The sequence below is a fragment of the Alkalihalobacillus phoenicis genome, from assembly GCF_047302405.1.
Lineage (GTDB): Bacteria > Bacillota > Bacilli > Bacillales > Bacillaceae_D > Alkalihalobacillus.
Window position 1 is genome coordinate 483,877 of the sequence record NZ_CP154853.1, and the last position, 17,863, is coordinate 501,739.

The 17,863-nt window shown below is 38.1% G+C and carries 15 protein-coding genes; 12 read left to right on the top strand and 3 right to left on the bottom strand.

Annotated features, from left to right (window positions below; genetic code table 11):
- The first annotated feature begins 2 nt into the window (after positions 1-2).
- Positions 3-1,307, top strand: coding sequence for a DRTGG domain-containing protein (locus AA0017_RS02195; protein WP_413379101.1), 1,305 nt, complete (start codon positions 3-5; stop codon positions 1,305-1,307).
- A gap of 86 nt (positions 1,308-1,393) precedes the next feature.
- On the opposite strand, the gene AA0017_RS02200 is transcribed toward AA0017_RS02195, so the two are convergent.
- Positions 1,394-1,693 (bottom strand): YtpI family protein, encoded by a 300-nt coding sequence (locus AA0017_RS02200; RefSeq protein WP_413379103.1) that lies wholly within the window; start codon positions 1,691-1,693, stop codon positions 1,394-1,396.
- A gap of 162 nt (positions 1,694-1,855) precedes the next feature.
- On the opposite strand from AA0017_RS02200, the gene AA0017_RS02205 reads away from it, so the two are divergent.
- Entirely contained in the window at positions 1,856-2,809 is a 954-nt protein-coding gene (locus AA0017_RS02205) for a DHH family phosphoesterase (RefSeq protein ID WP_413379105.1), read from the top strand.
- 358 nt (positions 2,810-3,167) lie between these two features.
- Here the strand turns inward: AA0017_RS02205 and ytrI are convergent, their stop codons facing one another.
- Positions 3,168-3,680: a sporulation membrane protein YtrI gene (ytrI, locus tag AA0017_RS02210; RefSeq protein WP_413379107.1), complete on the bottom strand. Its 513-nt coding sequence runs from the start codon at positions 3,678-3,680 to the stop codon at positions 3,168-3,170.
- A complete protein-coding gene (locus tag AA0017_RS02215) occupies positions 3,680-4,009 on the bottom strand; it encodes a YtrH family sporulation protein (protein WP_413379109.1) in 330 nt (109 codons plus the stop codon). Before AA0017_RS02215 ends, ytrI begins: the two co-directional genes overlap by 1 nt.
- A gap of 165 nt (positions 4,010-4,174) precedes the next feature.
- Here AA0017_RS02215 and dnaE point away from each other — a divergent pair, with 165 nt between their 5' ends.
- From dnaE to citZ, 10 genes are all read left to right on the top strand, one after another.
- A complete protein-coding gene (dnaE, locus tag AA0017_RS02220) occupies positions 4,175-7,522 on the top strand; it encodes a DNA polymerase III subunit alpha (RefSeq protein WP_413379111.1) in 3,348 nt (1,115 codons plus the stop codon).
- A gap of 138 nt (positions 7,523-7,660) precedes the next feature.
- Positions 7,661-8,899, top strand: coding sequence for an NAD(P)-dependent malic enzyme (locus AA0017_RS02225; protein WP_413379113.1), 1,239 nt, complete (start codon positions 7,661-7,663; stop codon positions 8,897-8,899).
- A 35-nt stretch (positions 8,900-8,934) separates the two neighbouring features.
- Positions 8,935-9,513, top strand: coding sequence for a FadR/GntR family transcriptional regulator (locus AA0017_RS02230; protein WP_413379115.1), 579 nt, complete (start codon positions 8,935-8,937; stop codon positions 9,511-9,513).
- 234 nt (positions 9,514-9,747) lie between these two features.
- Positions 9,748-10,599, top strand: a complete 852-nt coding sequence (accD, locus tag AA0017_RS02235; protein ID WP_413379117.1) for an acetyl-CoA carboxylase, carboxyltransferase subunit beta — start codon at positions 9,748-9,750, stop codon at positions 10,597-10,599.
- A 16-nt stretch (positions 10,600-10,615) separates the two neighbouring features.
- Positions 10,616-11,593 carry an acetyl-CoA carboxylase carboxyl transferase subunit alpha gene (gene accA, locus AA0017_RS02240; RefSeq protein ID WP_413379119.1) on the top strand — a complete coding sequence of 326 codons (978 nt, stop codon included), beginning with the start codon at positions 10,616-10,618 and terminating at the stop codon, positions 11,591-11,593.
- A 315-nt stretch (positions 11,594-11,908) separates the two neighbouring features.
- Positions 11,909-12,868 carry a 6-phosphofructokinase gene (gene pfkA / locus AA0017_RS02245; RefSeq protein WP_413379121.1) on the top strand — a complete coding sequence of 320 codons (960 nt, stop codon included), beginning with the start codon at positions 11,909-11,911 and terminating at the stop codon, positions 12,866-12,868.
- Positions 12,869-12,921: 53 nt separating this feature from the next.
- Entirely contained in the window at positions 12,922-14,679 is a 1,758-nt protein-coding gene (gene pyk, locus AA0017_RS02250) for a pyruvate kinase (RefSeq protein WP_413379123.1), read from the top strand.
- Positions 14,680-14,799: 120 nt separating this feature from the next.
- A complete protein-coding gene (locus AA0017_RS02255) occupies positions 14,800-15,201 on the top strand; it encodes an FxsA family protein (protein ID WP_413379125.1) in 402 nt (133 codons plus the stop codon).
- Between the two features lie 70 nt (positions 15,202-15,271).
- Positions 15,272-15,742, top strand: coding sequence for a DUF441 domain-containing protein (locus AA0017_RS02260; RefSeq protein ID WP_413379127.1), 471 nt, complete (start codon positions 15,272-15,274; stop codon positions 15,740-15,742).
- 831 nt (positions 15,743-16,573) lie between these two features.
- Positions 16,574-17,689 carry a citrate synthase gene (gene citZ / locus AA0017_RS02265; RefSeq protein WP_413379129.1) on the top strand — a complete coding sequence of 372 codons (1,116 nt, stop codon included), beginning with the start codon at positions 16,574-16,576 and terminating at the stop codon, positions 17,687-17,689.
- Positions 17,690-17,863: the final 174 nt, after the last annotated feature.

Sequence of the window (17,863 nt, forward strand, 5' to 3'; positions counted from 1 at the left end):
TCTTGCCAACAAAACATGAACAAATTTTAATGTTTATTTCAGAATTACCTGTAGGTTCAAAAATTTCCGTTCGTTTAATAGCAAAAGAGCTTCAATTAAGTGAAGGAACCGCTTATCGAGCGATCAAAGAAGCGGAAAACCGAGGGTTGGTTAGTACGATAGAACGGGTTGGAACGATCCGGATAGAAAAAAAGAAAAAAGAAAACATCGAAAAACTTACATACGCTGAAGTTGTCAAAATTGTTGATGGACAAGTTCTCGGTGGTCGTGAAGGACTTCATAAAACATTAAATCGATTTGTCATTGGTGCGATGAAATTAGATGCAATGATGCGTTATGTCGAAGCCGGCAATTTACTTATCGTTGGGAATCGTTATAACGGGCATAAGCTTGCGCTTGAAGCGGGTGCAGCTGTTTTGATTACCGGAGGGTTTGACACGAGTGATGAAGTAGTGGCTTTAGCTGATGAATTAAATCTACCGATTATTACGACGAGTTATGATACGTTTACTGTGGCAGCTATGATTAATCGGGCGATTTACGATCAGCTCATTAAAAAAGATATTGTCTTAGTGGATGATATTTTGATACAGCTTCATGAAACGTATTATTTATCAACATCAGACCCGGTTGAAAAGTGGAAAGAATTTAACCAAAAAACAGGTCATTCAAGATACCCAGTAATTGATGAAAACATGAGGGTTCAAGGGATGGTTACTGCAAAAGATGTTGTCGGAGCAACCAAAGATACCATTATTGAAAAAGTAATGACAGCTAACCCGATTACGGTCAATGAAAGAACGTCTGTTGCTTCCGTTGCCCATGTTATGGTTTGGGAAGGAATTGAATTATTACCTGTTCTCGATTCGGAAAAACGGTTTATCGGGGTTGTGAGTCGTCAAGATGTTTTAAAAGCTTTACAAATGGCTCAAAGGCAACCACATGTGGGGGAGACGATTGAAGATATTGTTACCAGCCGATTCGACGAGATAAAGGATGAAGAAAATACATTCTCATGTGAAGTCTCACCACAAATGACGAATCAGTTAGGGACAATTTCGCATGGGGTTATGACGACACTTGTGACTGAGGCAGGTCGAAGAGTATTAAGAAAATACAAACGAGGAAATCTCGTTTTAGAAAACATTACAATCTATTTCCTAAAACCTGTACAAATTGACAGTACGATTCGAATTAAACCACGTATTTTAGAAATTGGTCGTAAGCACGGGAAAATCGACGTCGAAATGTATTTTGAAGATGAACTTGTCTCTAAAGCCCTTTTAATGGCCCAGTTAATTGATTAATTGAATTGGACAAAGATAGAGGAGTTAATTAGTCAAATTTGAAAAAAAGGCTGGGAAATCCCATGCCTTTTTCAATATGTTTATGATTAGTTTTGCTCCATTTGCGGAATATAGTGATTGTATGCTTTGTAGCCGTGGTAAGCATTAAAAGCACCAAGCATCACAAAAACAGCTCCAATCACAACTTCAAGGATACTTCTGTAGGAAACAAATAAATTCAGACCAAAAGCAAGCAAAAACATACCAAGAGAAAGGCTAGCTTTTGATTGGTAAATTCGCTTAACTAATGATTCAGCGGCTCTCCATTGTTTGAATTTATTAAAAAGAAAAAAGACAAAAGAAATAACGACAATAATGATTAAAATCTTTGAAATTGAATCAGCCATATGATTAGGCTCCTTCCTAGTTAAAGCTAGCGGTTCTGAGTTATACAGACATATTGTAACGTTTTTGTATAAGAAAAGCTAGTTCTGAGGAAGTGTCTAAATCGTGAAACCATTCACGGCAAAAAATAACTTGTATGAAGAAATAAGAATAGAGGGACAAACATGATAAAAACGATAGAAGAACAAATCTTGAAGTATAAAACGATCATTATCCATCGACATCAACGCCCAGATCCTGATGCATTAGGGTCTCAAATTGGTTTAAAAAAGCTCATTCAAGTTCTTGATCCTTCTAAAAATGTCTATGCGGTTGGAGAAGTAGAGGAGTCACTCGGTTTTTTAGGGGAGATGGATCAGATAGAAGATGAGAAATATAATGGTGCACTGGTGATCGTTTTAGATACAGCGAATCAAGAGCGCATCAGTGATGAGCGTTATCAGCTAGGAGAGAAGCTTCTCAAAATTGATCATCATCCACCGGAAGACCAGTATGGAAATTGGAATTGGGTTGATACGAGCATGAGTTCAACGAGTGAGATGATCGTTGCACTGATTGAGGCGTCATCTGCTTTTGAAAAAGCCTTAACGAGTGAAGTCGCACTTCCTTTATACGCTGGCATTGTCGGTGATACTGGTCGTTTTATGTACAATAATACAACAAATGCGACCCATATTCGTACAGGAAAACTAATTGAAGTCGGTATTGATCAGCCCAAATTTTATTCAGCCCTTCATCGTAAATCGTTAAAAACAACGAGGTTAGAAGGGTATGTTTTACAGCATTTTATTTATCACGATCATGGTGTTGGTGAAATGCGTTTAACGAAGGGCATTTTAGAAAAGTTTGATTTAACGGCAAATGAATCATCCCAGTTGGTGAATGTTTTCTCAAGTGTCGAAGGGTTAAAAGCATGGGTGTTTTTTGTTGAAGATGAAGATAAAATTCGTGTACGCCTCCGCTCCAAAGGACCAATCATTAACGAGTTAGCGAAGGAATTTAATGGTGGTGGACACCCAATGGCTTCAGGAGCAACGGTTTATAGCTTTGAAGAAGCGGACCAATTAGTGGAAAAATTAAAACTATTGAGTGCAGAATTTAATGAAAAAAACAAGTAATTAACTCAACTTTCGCAGCGTACAATTGACCCTTAACCGTTGATAGAGATTGACTTTAGGGCGATACCATACTCAAATTGACTTTACATGGACGGTTCCATCGTTGACAGTCTGAACACATCTCTTCGTAGGCTGTTGAAGGAATCTGTTCACTAAAATGAAGCGCTTCGGCTGTCGCGACCAAAACCATACTCCGCGTCCTTGCCGAGAACCTGGCGAGCCTCCTCGGTACACCTGTGGGGTCTCGCTCCACGGTTTATTCCTGCGGGAATAGAGTATGCAGTTCGCGGAGTAAGCTAACTAATGTTAACTATATATTAACGAGCAGAACGTTTTTCAGTTTTCTCTAAAAGAGCCTTCAATTGGATGAAGGCTCTAACTTAATTTCAATCGTTAAGTGCAGGGTCGTGTAAAAGGATTCACCGATGATTTTGAAATGGTATTTACGATCATCGATTACATAGGTTTTATTTTCGATCGCTCGGTAAATAAGGTCTTTTGCTTGATAAACAGTTTCGATGCTATCGCCTTTTAAGTTGCTAATTTGGTCAACAGCTTGGTGTTTTAAATCATGAATTGTTAATTGACTTAGCTTTAATTGTTTGTCGTTCGAAAAGCTGATTTCAATATCTTGTACGGTTAATTTGTTTTTGTTCTCTTCGTTTAATATGACTTGATCATTTTTTAGCTGGGCAATATCTTCTTCTAAATGGGTGATTTCATCGGCTTGTGTTTTAATTTTAACGATCATTGAATCATACACTTGTCCGTAATGATTCACAAAAAAAGCCCACCCGATGATTGCCCCAATCGCAATTCCTGCAAAAAAACGTTGCCAACCAGGCCTTCGATAATACGGAGGAACTCTCATTAATGTTCACCACCAACAATCCAAAGAATGATGACTGTACCTGCTTGTGCCCCGCAAAAGGCTGTGAAAAGCATAAGAAACGTTCGTAATATATCTTCATGTAATCCATCAAATAATCCACGTTCGATACTTGTGATCGCGTCAAAGGAGCCACCGATGGCCGCCACAATCGCCCAAATTTTTAAAGAACTTGACAAATTTTTCATCTCTTCTAAAGGGGCTTTTCCGACTAGAAACGCTCCAAGGCATCCGATAATAGCTCCGCCTATAATGACCCCAAATGCGACAAAAAAGACATCGACAAGTGTTGAAAGTAATTCACGAGTCATTTCTGCTCATCCTTCCGCTTAATTCAATTTTTGAAGGCTTGTTTCTATCACTATATGGTTGGGAGCAGCTTGTTTATGCAAGAAATAAGCGAAACTTTTTAACAATAGGCAAAAACATATTATAATAGGACTAGAAAGTTCAGATGAGGAATGAGGGAGAGCATTATGAAATTTGTTCATACTAATGTATATAGTGAATTTAGCTTACTCTCTTCAACCAATCGAATGGAGAAATTAGTTGAGCAAGCGAGCATGTTAGGGTATGAAGCTCTTGCCTTAACTGATCATCATGTGATGTATGGGGCTGTTCCCTTTTATAAAGCATGCTTAAAGTTTCAGATTAAACCTTTAATTGGCCTAGAGGTAACCATCTTTGATGAGAATAGGAGAGAGTCATTTCTTTTACGGTTATTGGCGAAATCAAACGACGGTTATCGTTCTTTAAATAAGCTCTCAACCATTCTTGGATTAAAGGAATCAAAAAGGGCTTATTTATTAAAAGAAGAACTTTTGCGATATACAGAAGCTTGTCTGATCATAATTCCATATTATGAAGGACCGCTTGAAGCTTATTTAAAGAGTCGGGAACAAACGAATGCCGGACAATGGTTATCGAGTTGGTTCTCAAGTGATTTTATCGATAAAAAAGATGTTTATTTGGAATTGAGTGGCGAGATGGATCAGGATGAATCGTATCACCGTCAGCTTGTTTCGATCGCAGAGCAAGGAGGTTGGAATTGTCTCGCTGGTCACCCGGTACGTTATTTGCAAAAAGAGGATGTTTCAAGCTATGTAGTGTTAAAAGCGATCCAGTCGGGTCAACTAATGGAGCGGATCGAGTTAAAACCCTATGAAAAAAAAGCATTTTTACTTTCAAAGGACGAGCTTAAACAAATAAGTTCTATAATGTCAGCCTATCAATCCATGGAAGAGATGATAAATAAAAGCGAAGTTGCTCTATCATTTGAGGAGTCGCTAATGCCTAAGTTTCCGCTTCAGGACGGTCAAACAGCCGAGAATACGCTTCGAGAGTTATGTTTACAAGGTTTAAAAAAGCGATATAAAAATCCAAGTGAAGAGGCATATAGTCGTCTAGATTATGAGTTAAATGTCATCAATAGTATGGGTTTTACCGATTATTTTTTAGTTGTTTGGGATTTTATTCGTTATGCAAAAGAACATGGGATTTTAGTAGGTCCTGGGCGTGGTTCTGCTGCGAGTTCCCTTGTGGCCTTTACATTAGCTATTACGGAAATCGATCCGCTAAAGTATAACTTATTATTTGAGCGTTTTTTAAACCCAGAAAGACAATCGCTGCCAGATATTGATGTTGATTTTCCTGATCACCGTCGTGAAGAAGTCATTCAGTATGTGCAAAAGAGCTATGGGAAAAACTATGTGGCCCAAATTTTAACATTTGGAACATTTGCCGCAAAAGCAGCGATTCGTGATGTAGGCAAAGTATTGGGGCTACATGCCTTCGAAATTGAGAAAGCGGCCAAGCTAGTTCCTTCAAGGCCTGGAATAACGTTAGAAAAAGCAATAAGTAGCAATGAAGAGTTTAGGAACTTTTTAAAGGAGTCAGAAGAACTTGAACAATTAAAGCACCTTGCTTTAAAAATTGAAGGATTACCGAGACACTCATCGACCCATGCAGCAGGTGTTATTATTAGCCAGAAGCCGTTAACGGATATCGTCGCCTTGCAATCAGGACAAGATGGGGTTTATTTAACTCAAGCGACAATGGGAGTTTTAGAAGAGGTTGGTTTTGTTAAATTTGACTTTTTAGGGTTAAGAAATTTAACGATGTTAGAAAGGGTACAGGACGCCGTTCATGCTCATACAGGGGAAAAAATTGATTTACTTCAATTGCCACTTGATGACGTGAAAGTGTATGAGGAGCTATCTAAAGGAGAAACGACGGGTGTCTTCCAATTAGAATCAGATGGAATGCGAGGGGTTTTAAGACAATTAAAGCCAAGTAAATTTGAGGACATTGTTGCCGTGAACGCTTTATATCGGCCAGGTCCAATGGATTTTATTCCAACCTATATTCAAGGGAAAAATGAACCAGATCATACAGTTACTTATTTGCACCCAGATTTAGAGCCGATTCTCTCATCGACTTATGGAGTTATTGTTTATCAAGAGCAGATCATTCAAATTGCGGTTAAGCTAGCTCGTTATAGTCTTGCTGAAGCGGATATTTTAAGAAGAGCAATTAGTAAAAAAAATAAAAAGACTTTACAGGCGGAAAAAGCAGGATTTATTAACCGCTCAATGGAACTTGGATATACAAAAGAAATGGCAGAACGAATATTTGATTTAATTGAACGGTTTGCTAATTATGGATTTCCACGTAGCCATGCCGTTGCTTATAGTTTTATAAGTTATCAATTGGCTTATGTAAAAGTGCATTATCCGGCTGCTTTTTATGCTGCTTTATTTTCAGGTGTGCTTCACCAAAAAGAAAAAATGATCGATTATATTCAAGAAGCAAAACGTACGAAGGTGCCCTTACTGCCACCTTCCCTTGAGAAAAGTGATATCCGGTTTTCGTTAGAGGAAGATGGAATCCGAATGGGTTTTTTATCGGTTGACCATATCGGTTATCAAGTGGCGGCGTTCTTAGTCGAAAGCCGAAATCAAGAATTGCCAGATAATTTGTTTGACTTTTGTGTGAAAATGGATAGCAAACTAATTAATAAAAAGGTTGTTGAAAGTTTAATCAAATCAGGAGCTCTCGACTATTTTAAGCAAGACCGAGCGGTGTTATTAGCAAGTGTTGATGAGGCATTTGAATATGCCCAGAAAGTTCATGATTTTAAAGAGGAAATGGATGGTCTATTTACTTTATCCTTAGACCCACCTCAATATTTAGAGCAGGAACCTTTAAGTGAGTTAGAGAAGTTAGAGTATGAGCATGAAGTGTTAGGATTTTATTTGTCAGGGCATCCTGTCTTGCAATATGAACGAGTGTTTGAGACTTATAAACGTGAAACGATTGATGATGTTCTAAATCATTCACCACATATTACAAGAATTGCGGCTTTAGTGCTTGAAAGTAAACAAATCAAAACAAAAAAAGGCGACCAAATGGCTTTTGTCGAAATGAGTGATGAAACAAACCGTGTCGATGCAGTTATTTTTCCATCCGTTTGGAAAAACAACTCACCATTGTTTAAGCAAGGCCAATTGCTTTTTTTAGAAGGGAAAGTAGACCAATCTCGAAACAAAAGTCAATTTATTGTGAACAAAGTGATGAATTTAACTCATTTATTACAAAAGCAAAAGCGCCTTTTTATTAGAATTCCAAAAGAACAAAATGAAAAAGGGATATTAGAAAAAATAACAGAGATTCTACGACCGTTTTATGGGGAAACACCTGTCATTATTTTTGATGAGGCAAGGGAACAAAAAATTCAATTAAACTTTTTTATTAATAAAGAAAGCCAAGCAATCGCGATATTAAAGGATTTGCTTGGAGATGAGAACGTAGTCATCGGGGAATAAATGTCCCACTTTTATGAGAAAGGCTTGGCTAATATGTTCCTATCATTTATAATGAGAATGTTTTAGTGGTCAGACCAGTGTGTGTCAAATCCCAGTAAATAGAACCGTAAGTAGGAGAAAATAAGGAGAGTGACCGTTGTGTCCACATTGAAGGAAGAAGCACTACATATTCATCGTATTAATCAAGGAAAGCTTGAATCAAAATCAAAAGTTCCAGTGAAAACAGCAAACGATTTAAGTTTGGCTTATTCTCCTGGTGTAGCAGAACCTTGCAAAGAGATTTTTGAAGATGTAGAGACTGTCTATGAGTACACGATGAAAGGCAATATGGTGGCTGTAGTAAGTAATGGGACAGCTGTATTAGGACTTGGAAATATTGGGCCAGAAGCTTCCTTACCAGTTATGGAAGGTAAAGCCGTTTTATTCAAATCTTTTGCAGGTGTTGATGCCTTTCCGATTTGTTTACGTTCAACAGATGTTGATCAAATTGTGGAGACAGTAAAGTTACTGGAGCCGACATTTGGTGGAGTTAATTTAGAAGATATTGCGGCTCCGAGCTGCTTTGTCATTGAGGAACGATTAAAGAAGGAAGCGAATATCCCTGTATTTCATGATGATCAACATGGAACAGCGATCGTCACATTAGCTGGTTTAATTAATGCTTTAAAAATTACAGGCAAAAAGATGTCAGAAATTAAGGTTGTAGCCAATGGTGCGGGTGCTGCTGGAATTGCTATTATTAAATTATTACGTCGTATGGGTGTCCGTGACATTGTGATGTGTGACTCAAAAGGGGCCATTTTTGAAAATCGTTCTTATGGAATGAATGATGTAAAGGCTGAAGTAGCCAAGTATACAAATCAAGACCAAAAAGAAGGAACACTTGCTGATGTGATTCAAGGCACGGATGTGTTTATTGGTGTTTCTGTTGCAGGTGCTTTAACAAAAGAGATGATTGAATCGATGAATAATGACCCAATCATTTTTGCAATGGCAAACCCAGATCCTGAAATTATGCCTCATGTGGCGAAAGAAGCAGGGGCAAGTGTTATCGGCACAGGACGTTCTGACTTTCCAAACCAAGTGAATAATGTCCTAGCATTCCCAGGTATTTTTAGAGGAGCTTTAGATGTAAGAGCTACACATATTAACGAAGAAATGAAGGTAGCTGCAGTTTACGCAATTGCCGATTTAGTAAGTACGGAAGAATTAAGCGTTGATTATGTGATTCCAGCTCCATTTGATACTAGAGTAGCTCCAGCTGTAGCTGCGGCAGTAGCAAAAGCGGCGATGGAAACGGGAGTAGCTAGAAAAAAGGTTGACCCAGAAGAAGTAGCAGAAAAAACGAGAAAGCTCGCGATTATCGGAAACGATTAATGGATTGAACTTTAGTAGAGGTGTGAATCGATTAAGTGAGCAATCAGTCTAAACGTTTTATTGATGTTATTAAACAGTTAAACCAATTTATTATGGAAGAGCGATTAACGAACGGGGCTAAGCTTCCGTCGGAGCGAGAGCTTAGCGAGCGTTTAGGTGTTGCTCGCTCTTCTGTTCGTGAAGCGTTAAGAGCATTGGAATTATTAGATCTTATTGAAACGAGACGAGGCGAGGGAACCTTTTTTAATGCGACGGGTAGTCATCGCCTCGTCGATATTATTTTAATGTACATGCTTAAAGACGATACGGCTAAAAAAGATTTAAAAGAAACTAGAAGAATTATCGAGTTAGATGCGATTCGTATAGGGTTAAAAAACATTTCATCAAATATGATCCAAAAGTTAGAAGACATCTATTTTACTCAATTAAATGCTCCATTTGAAAAACAGTTTCAGCTTGATTATAAGTTCCATAAAACGATGGTTGAAGCTTCAAACAATAAATTATTAATAAATATGTGGGTCTCTTTAGTTGATTTTCATAAAGCGACAATTGACACTCAGAAATTAGTAGCTGATCCTAAAAAAAGCTCGAGGATCATCGAAATTTATTAGATTTGCTTAAAGAACAGAATGAAACTGAAATCCTTTTGTTAATTGAACAACATTTAGAAAGCAATCATTTTTAATCTTTTCCATGTTTATTAACAAGGATTGAATCATTTATAAAAGAGCTTGACCATATATATGTATGTATAGAGGTAAAAACGATTAAACTCTTACTTTAAGACCGATTAATATTAGCAATCCATGAATCATATAAAAATGGTTAACGAATGAGGTGCAGCCATGAATATTAAAGATTTATTTTCGAAAAAGAAACGTTATGCAACAATTCCATCTGAACGTGCGAAACAGGAAGTGCCTGAAGGTCTGATGACTAAATGTCCTTCTTGCCGAACCATTATGTATACAAAAGAGTTAAAAAAGAACTTACTCGTTTGTGCATCTTGTGGTCACCATCATCGTATGAGTGGTTATGAGCGGATTGAAAGCTTGTTTGATGAAGGAACGTTTATAGAATATGATAAAGGCATTACAAGTGTAAACCCCTTACAATTCCCTGACTATGAAAAGAAATTAGAAGCGATTCGTCAGAAAACAGGCTTAATGGAAGGTGTTGTTTCCGGCGAGGGTTTAATTAATGGGTTTCCGACGGTCATTGCCGTGATGGATGCCAGGTTCATTATGGGAAGTATGGGTTCTGCGGCTGGAGAGAAAATAACAAGAGCAATAGAGGCAGCGATTGAGCAGAAAAAACCGATTCTATTATTTTCAGCATCTGGTGGGGCAAGAATGCAGGAAGGTGTTCTAAGTTTAATGCAAATGGCTAAAACGAGTGCGGCCCTTGAAAAGCTTAATCGTGTAGGAGGGTTATTTATATCCATTATGACGCACCCAACAACAGGTGGAGTATCGGCTAGTTTTGCTTCATTAGGTGATTATAATTTTGCCGAACCAAAAGCATTAATTGGGTTTGCAGGACGTCGAATTATTGAACAAACGATTAGACAAGAGCTTCCTGACGATTTTCAGACAGCGGAATTCTTGTTAGAACATGGACAATTAGACCGAGTGATTCATCGCTCAGAAATGAAAGAAACATTAGCTAAAATCATCGAGATGCATCAACAGTCATAAAGGGGAGGTGGAATAATTGGCTACAGATTTAAAGTTTGAGAAACCAATTATTGAGTTAAAAAATAAAATTAGTGAACTTCGCACTTTTACGGAAGAGAAGGAAATTGATCTTTCTGAAGAAATCATTAAGTTAGAAAAACGCCTTCATGAACTTGAGAAAGAGATATATGGCAACTTACAACCTTGGGAACGAGTACAGATTGCACGACATACGGAGCGTCCAACCACATTAGATTATATTGATCATTTGTTTACCGATTTTTTAGAAATGCACGGTGATCGTTTATATGGAGATGATCCAGCGATCGTAGCTGGTATTGCTAAGTTTAACGGAACACCTGTAACGGTCATTGGCCATCAGCGTGGCAAAAATACAAAGGACAATATTTATCGTAATTTTGGTAGTCCACATCCGGAAGGCTATCGGAAGGCATTGCGCTTAATGAAACAAGCGGATAAATTCCAGCGCCCCATCATTTGTTTTATTGATACAAAAGGGGCTTACCCTGGTAAAGAAGCGGAAGAACGTGGACAAAGTGAAGCGATCGCGCGGAACTTGCTTGAAATGGCTGGTTTAAAAGTACCAATTATTTGTATTGTGATTGGAGAAGGCGGAAGTGGTGGAGCTCTTGCCTTAGGTGTTGGAAATCATATTCATATGCTTGAAAACTCAACTTATTCTGTTATTTCACCAGAAGGAGCAGCGGCTCTCCTTTGGAAGGATTCTTCTCTTGCCCAAAAAGCAGCTGAAACGATGAAAATTACCGCTCCTGATTTAAAGGAGTTAGGAATTATTGATGAAATTATCCATGAAGTAAAAGGTGGTGCTCATCGAGATGTCAAAGAGCAAGCTGAATATATCGGTGAGACGATCAAAAAATCTTTAAAAGAACTTTCATTATTGTCTGAGGAAGAACTCCTTTCGCAAAAATATGAGAAATTTAAAAATATCGGACAATATAGTGATGAAAGCGATCACAATAACGCACACTAATTAAGTACTTTCTTTTCTTAGAGAGTACTTTTTATTATAAAGAAGTACACTATATTTCGCCTGAAAAAGCTTGTTCTATCAATATTTAAACAAAATGGACGATCTACATAATTTTTATGAAGATCTGTATTGTATTCGTGAATCGGTAGTGGTATTTTTTAAGGGATAGTGGTGAAAAATGATTCATTAGACTACGTTATTAAAACGACTATGCTTTTGAACTGATTTCGTCCCATTTTGGATGTTATGTATGGACTAGTTCGATAGGCGTGAAATTTTATATGTCTTAATTTTGTTTTAGGAGGTTTAACACCGATGAAAAGAATTGGAGTTTTAACAAGTGGTGGAGATTCGCCAGGAATGAATGCGGCGATTCGTGCAGTTGTAAGGAAGGCGATTTTCCACGGACTTGAAGTTTACGGAATTAACTATGGATATGCTGGTTTAATTGCTGGTGAGATTCATAAAATGGAGCTTGGCTCTGTTGGTGATATTATTCATCGTGGTGGAACGATGCTTTATACAGCACGCTGTGAGGAATTTAAAACATTAGAAGGTCAACAAAAGGGAATTGAGCAATTAAAGAAATTTGGCATTGAAGGTTTAGTTGTCATTGGTGGTGACGGTTCTTTCCAAGGGGCAAGAAAATTAACGGAACACGGTTTTCCAACCATCGGGGTACCGGGAACGATTGATAATGATATTCCGGGTACAGATTTTACGATCGGATTTGATACAGCATTAAATACGATTATTGAAGCGATCGATAAAATTCGAGATACAGCTACTTCACATGAGAGAACTTATGTGATTGAAGTTATGGGGCGTCATGCCGGAGACCTTGCGTTATGGGCAGGACTCGCTGATGGTGCCGAAACCATTCTGATTCCTGAAGCTGACTATGATATGGACCAAATTGTTAACCGTTTAAAGCGCGGGCAAGAACGTGGCAAAAAGCATAGTATCATCATCGTTGCTGAAGGAGTAGGAAATGGATTTACTTTCGGAAAAGAAATTAGTGATGCAACGAATATGGAAACACGTGTAACAGTGTTAGGTCATATTCAACGTGGTGGTTCACCAACAGCGTCTGATCGAGTGCTCGCTAGTCGTTTAGGGGCAAAGGCTGTTGATCTTTTAATAGATGGTAAAGCCGGCGTTACGGTAGGTATTCAAAAGAATGAACTTGTTTATCATGATATTGAGGAAGTTTTATCACAAAAGCATGAAGTTAATTTAGATATGTACAAGCTATCACAAGAATTATCCATTTAATTCTTTCCTTTCTTGTGTGCTTTTGGAGTAGTAGAATTATATAGGAGGCAATTATGCGTAAAACGAAAATTGTATGTACAATCGGTCCAGCCAGTGAAAGTGTTGAAAAGCTTGTCCAATTAATAGAAGCAGGAATGAATGTTGCTCGTTTGAATTTTTCCCATGGTGATTTTGAAGAACATGGAGCACGTATTAAAAACATTCGAGAAGCTTCAAAAATAACCGGTAAAACAGTCGCTATTTTATTAGATACAAAAGGTCCAGAAATCCGCACTCAAACATTAGAAAACGGCATGGTTGAGTTAAAAGCAGGTCAATCGTTAATCGTATCCATGAATGAAGTCGTTGGGAATAACGAAATCATTTCAATTACATATCCTGAGCTTGTTAAGGATGTGCAAATTGGTTCGACTTTATTATTAGATGACGGATTAATTGAATTAGAAGTGACAGAAATTCGCGATTCAGAACTTGTGACAACAGTTAAAAATAGTGGTGTTTTAAAAAATAAAAAAGGCTGTAATGTCCCTAATGTTAGTGTCAATCTACCAGGTATTACGGAAAAAGACGCAGCAGACATTCGTTTTGGTATTGAGCAAGATGTTGACTTTGTTGCGGCATCTTTTGTTCGCAGAGCATCAGATGTTCTCGAAATTCGTGAGCTACTAGAAAACAATGGTGGCGGAACAATAAAAATCATTCCAAAGATTGAAAATCAAGAAGGTGTTGACAACATCGATGAGATTCTTCAAGTTTCAGATGGATTAATGGTTGCCCGTGGTGATTTAGGGGTAGAAATTCCGGTTGAAGAAGTACCATTAGTACAAAAGCAATTAATTAAGAAGTGTAATACAGAAGCGAAGCCAGTTATTACAGCTACACAAATGTTAGATTCGATGCAACGTAATCCACGCCCAACAAGAGCAGAAGCAAGTGATGTGGCAAATGCGATTTTTGATGGAACGGATGCGATTATGCTTTCAGGAGAGACAGCTGCTGGTGATTATCCGGTTGAAGCTGTTCAAACAATGAATAAAATTGCCGCAAGAGCGGAGCAAGGTTTAAATTATAAAGCGATGCTAAATAAGATTACAAAGGCTGAAGATACAATGACGACGACTAGTGCAATCGGTCAGTCCGTTGTTCATACCGCTTTTAATTTAAATACGTCTTATATTTTATCTGCAACGGAAAGTGGTTATACGGCTCAAATTGTTTCAAAATATCGTCCGAAAGCAGATATCATTGCGGTAACGAGTAATAAAAATGCCTTTCGTCAATTGAGTTTAGTCTGGGGAGTAATTCCTGTATTGGGAGAAAAAGCGAAATCAACCGATCATATGTTAGAAATTACGGTTGACGCTGCGGTCGAGGCAGGAATTATTAAACAAGGCGAGCGTGTTGTCATCACAGCTGGTGTACCAGTAGGTGAATCAGGTACAACGAACTTAATTAAAGTTCACGTAATTGGTGAAGTAATTGCTAAAGGTCAAGGAATTGGGCGTAGCTCTGTAACTGGCCAAATCGTCATTGCCAAAGATGCGGATGAGGCGATTGCCAAAGTGAAACCAAACTCGATTTTAGTGATGCAAAGTACAGACAAAGATATGATTCCTGCTTTTGAAAAGGCAGCGGCTGTTATCACTGAAGAGGGTGGATTAACATCTCATGCAGCTGTAGTTGGTTTAAGTCTAAATACACCAGTTATTGTAGGGGTAGAGAATGCTCTTAACCTATTTACTGAAGGAGAAGAGGTTACTGTAGATAGCACACGCGGAGATATTTACAGAGGACATGCGAGTGTTCTATAATTAAAGAAGAAGAGGAGAAGGGAATCCCCTTCTCCTCTGTTTTTTTTCTTTGTGATTTATTAGTATGAGTCTGTTTCTTTCGTATAAATATTTGATAAACTAAGAAAAAAGAGGGATATTATGCCTAAGTATTTTTTGCTCCTATTGTTGCTCTTTCCACTTCTAGAAGTAATCGGCTTTATTTTAGTTAGCCAAATTGTTGGGATTTGGCCAACAATTATATTAATTGTCCTTTCAAGTATTTTGGGGGCTTGGCTCGCCAAACGCGAAGGACTACAAGCAATTCGATTAGCTCAAATGCAAATTAATCAAGGCCAAATGCCAAATCAAGTTATGTTAGATGGCCTATGTATTTTATTTGGTGGTTTGGCTCTATTAATTCCTGGTTTTATTACCGACATCCTCGGTCTCCTCTTATTAATACCAAAAACGAGAGCCATGTTTAAAGCTCTATTAATCAAATGGTTCTCAAAGTTAGTGAGAAATGGGCAATTTGTCGTCATCAACCGTCGCCCCTTCTAGAGTTCTGAACAAAAGTGGTGAAAAACCTAGAGCACTGATAGCGATGAAACCGTAAGAAAGGGACGATAAAATGTCTCAAGCAACATTATTTATGCTCGCCCTATTAGCGATTGCCGTTATTGCCAAAAATCAGTCCTTATTAGTTGCTGTGGCTTTTTTATTAGTGATTAAATGGATTGGACTAGGTGATAAGCTTTTTCCTCTATTCCAAACAAAGGGAATTAATATTGGGGTTACTGTGATTACGATTGCGGTGTTAACCCCTATTGTGACAGGTGAAATTGGTTTCAAACAATTAGGGGAAGCCGTACGTTCTCCTTATGCTTGGGTTGCATTAGCATCAGGGGTTCTGGTTGCTTTAATTGCGGCCAATGGTTTAGATTTATTAAAAGAAGATCCACATATTACGACCGCCCTTGTATTCGGAACGATTCTTGCTGTGGCCTTATTTAAGGGTGTTGCCGTTGGACCTTTAATCGGTGCCGGGATTGCCTACTTAACCATGCAAATGATTCAATTTTTTTCAAAGCTTGGCGGATAGGTGAAAAGTCTCCCTTCAAATGGGTTTACTGATAGTTGAACCAAATGATGTTTCGTTACTTATAAAAATAGAAAAGTCCAAAACGGAGTGAGCGGAATACCAGGAGGCTCCCGACTCACCCGCGATTGCTGTGGGCATGCAGCTTGCGGAGTAGATTTAACTAATAGAACCATATTTTAACGAGTCTCCCAGTTCACCTGTAGAACCCGTAGGCCACAAAGCATAAAGCAAAGCAGAAGTTTACAATCTGAGAATCGAGATCATTTTGTTTATAACTCAACTTTCGCATAGAGAAAATCCGTTCAACGAGTTGGCAGAAGGGAAGCTCTTAAACAAATACCCTTGACACGTTTGAAAAGCGAGAACGCACTATTATACAAAACGGATAAACTGTGCAGTAAAAAAAATATGCCCTCCGGCGGTCGCTTCATTTTAGTGAACAGATTCCTTCAACAGCCTACTAAGAGCTGTGTTCAGATGTCAACGATTGAACCGTCCATGTAAAGTCAATTTGAGTCTTGTATCGCCCTAAAGTTAATCGCTATCAACGGTTAAGAGTCAATCATACTCTGCGAAAGTTGAGTTTATAAGTAGAAGGGAGGATGTATGAGCACTCTCCCTTTTATTTTTAATTGAAATATCAAAATTAAATGTAATTTTTGGCATCTTTTAATTTGTTGAGTCGAAAACATTCACAAAAGTAAAAAAAATGTTTATAATGGGAGATGGAGTTCCTTTCTACATAGCACATTTCCAAATTCTTCACTTGGAAATGTAAGCATTTACTATATGCTTTGAGGAAAGATTTTATGGGATAAAGGAGAGGTTATTGTGAGTGCAACTCGTGGATTAGAAGGTATTGTAGCAACAACTTCAAGTGTAAGTTCAATTATTGACAGTACGCTAACTTATCAAGGTTATGAAATTGATGATTTAGCGGATCATGCCAGTTTTGAAGAAGTCATTTTCTTGCTTTGGAACGGTCGCTTACCAAAAGAAGCGGAGTTAAATGAACTTAAAGACCAACTTGCTGAGCATGCTGTCATTCCAAATGAAGTGATTGAACAAATGAAGAGCTACCCGTTAAAAGATATTCACCCAATGGCAGCTTTAAGAACCGCTATTTCAAGTTTAGGACTTTATGATGAGGATGCGGATGTGATGGAAGAATCTGCGAACCGTCTTAAAGCATTAAAGCTTCAAGCAAAGATCCCGACAATCGTGACAGCGTTTTCGCGTTTACGTGAAGGAAAAGACCCAATTGCACCAAAGAAAGATTTGAGTTTTGCCGCGAACTTCCTTTACATGTTAAAAGGTGAAGATCCAGACGAAATCTCTGTAGATGCATTTAACAAAGCGCTTGTTCTTCACGCAGACCACGAATTAAATGCTTCCACTTTTACAGCGCGTGTCTGTGTTGCGACATTATCTGATGTTTATTCAGGTATTACAGCCGCAATAGGTGCTTTAAAAGGGCCACTACACGGTGGAGCAAATGAAGCCGTTATGAAGATGTTAACGGAAATTGACACGGTTGAAAATGTGGATCCTTTTGTACGTAAAGCCATTGATAATAAAGAAAAAATTATGGGCTTTGGACACCGTGTTTATAAGAATGGGGACCCACGTGCGAAGCATTTAAAAGAGATGTCTAAACGCTTGACTGAAATTACGGGTGAGAAAAAATGGTATGAAATGTCTGTTAAAATTGATGAAATTTTCACAGCGGAAAAAGGCATTTTACCAAATGTCGATTTCTATTCAGCTAGTGTGTATCACAGCTTAGGCATTGACCATGATTTATTTACACCAATCTTTGCGGTGAGTCGTACGTCAGGCTGGTTAGCCCATATTTTAGAGCAATACAGCAATAATCGATTAATCCGTCCGCGCGCTGAATACAATGGACCAAATAAACAAGTTTACATTCCTTTAGAAAAACGTTAAAAAATTTGACTGTTTTCTAAAAGATTATTAGCTTGTGTGTCATAACATAGTGCAGGCAGCCAAATTAATTAAGAGGGGAAACCCTCCCCTTATACATAAAAAAGTCGAATCTTGTATAAGTAGATATAGATATTTAGTGACAATTTTTATGTTTATTTGATAAGCTAGGTATGC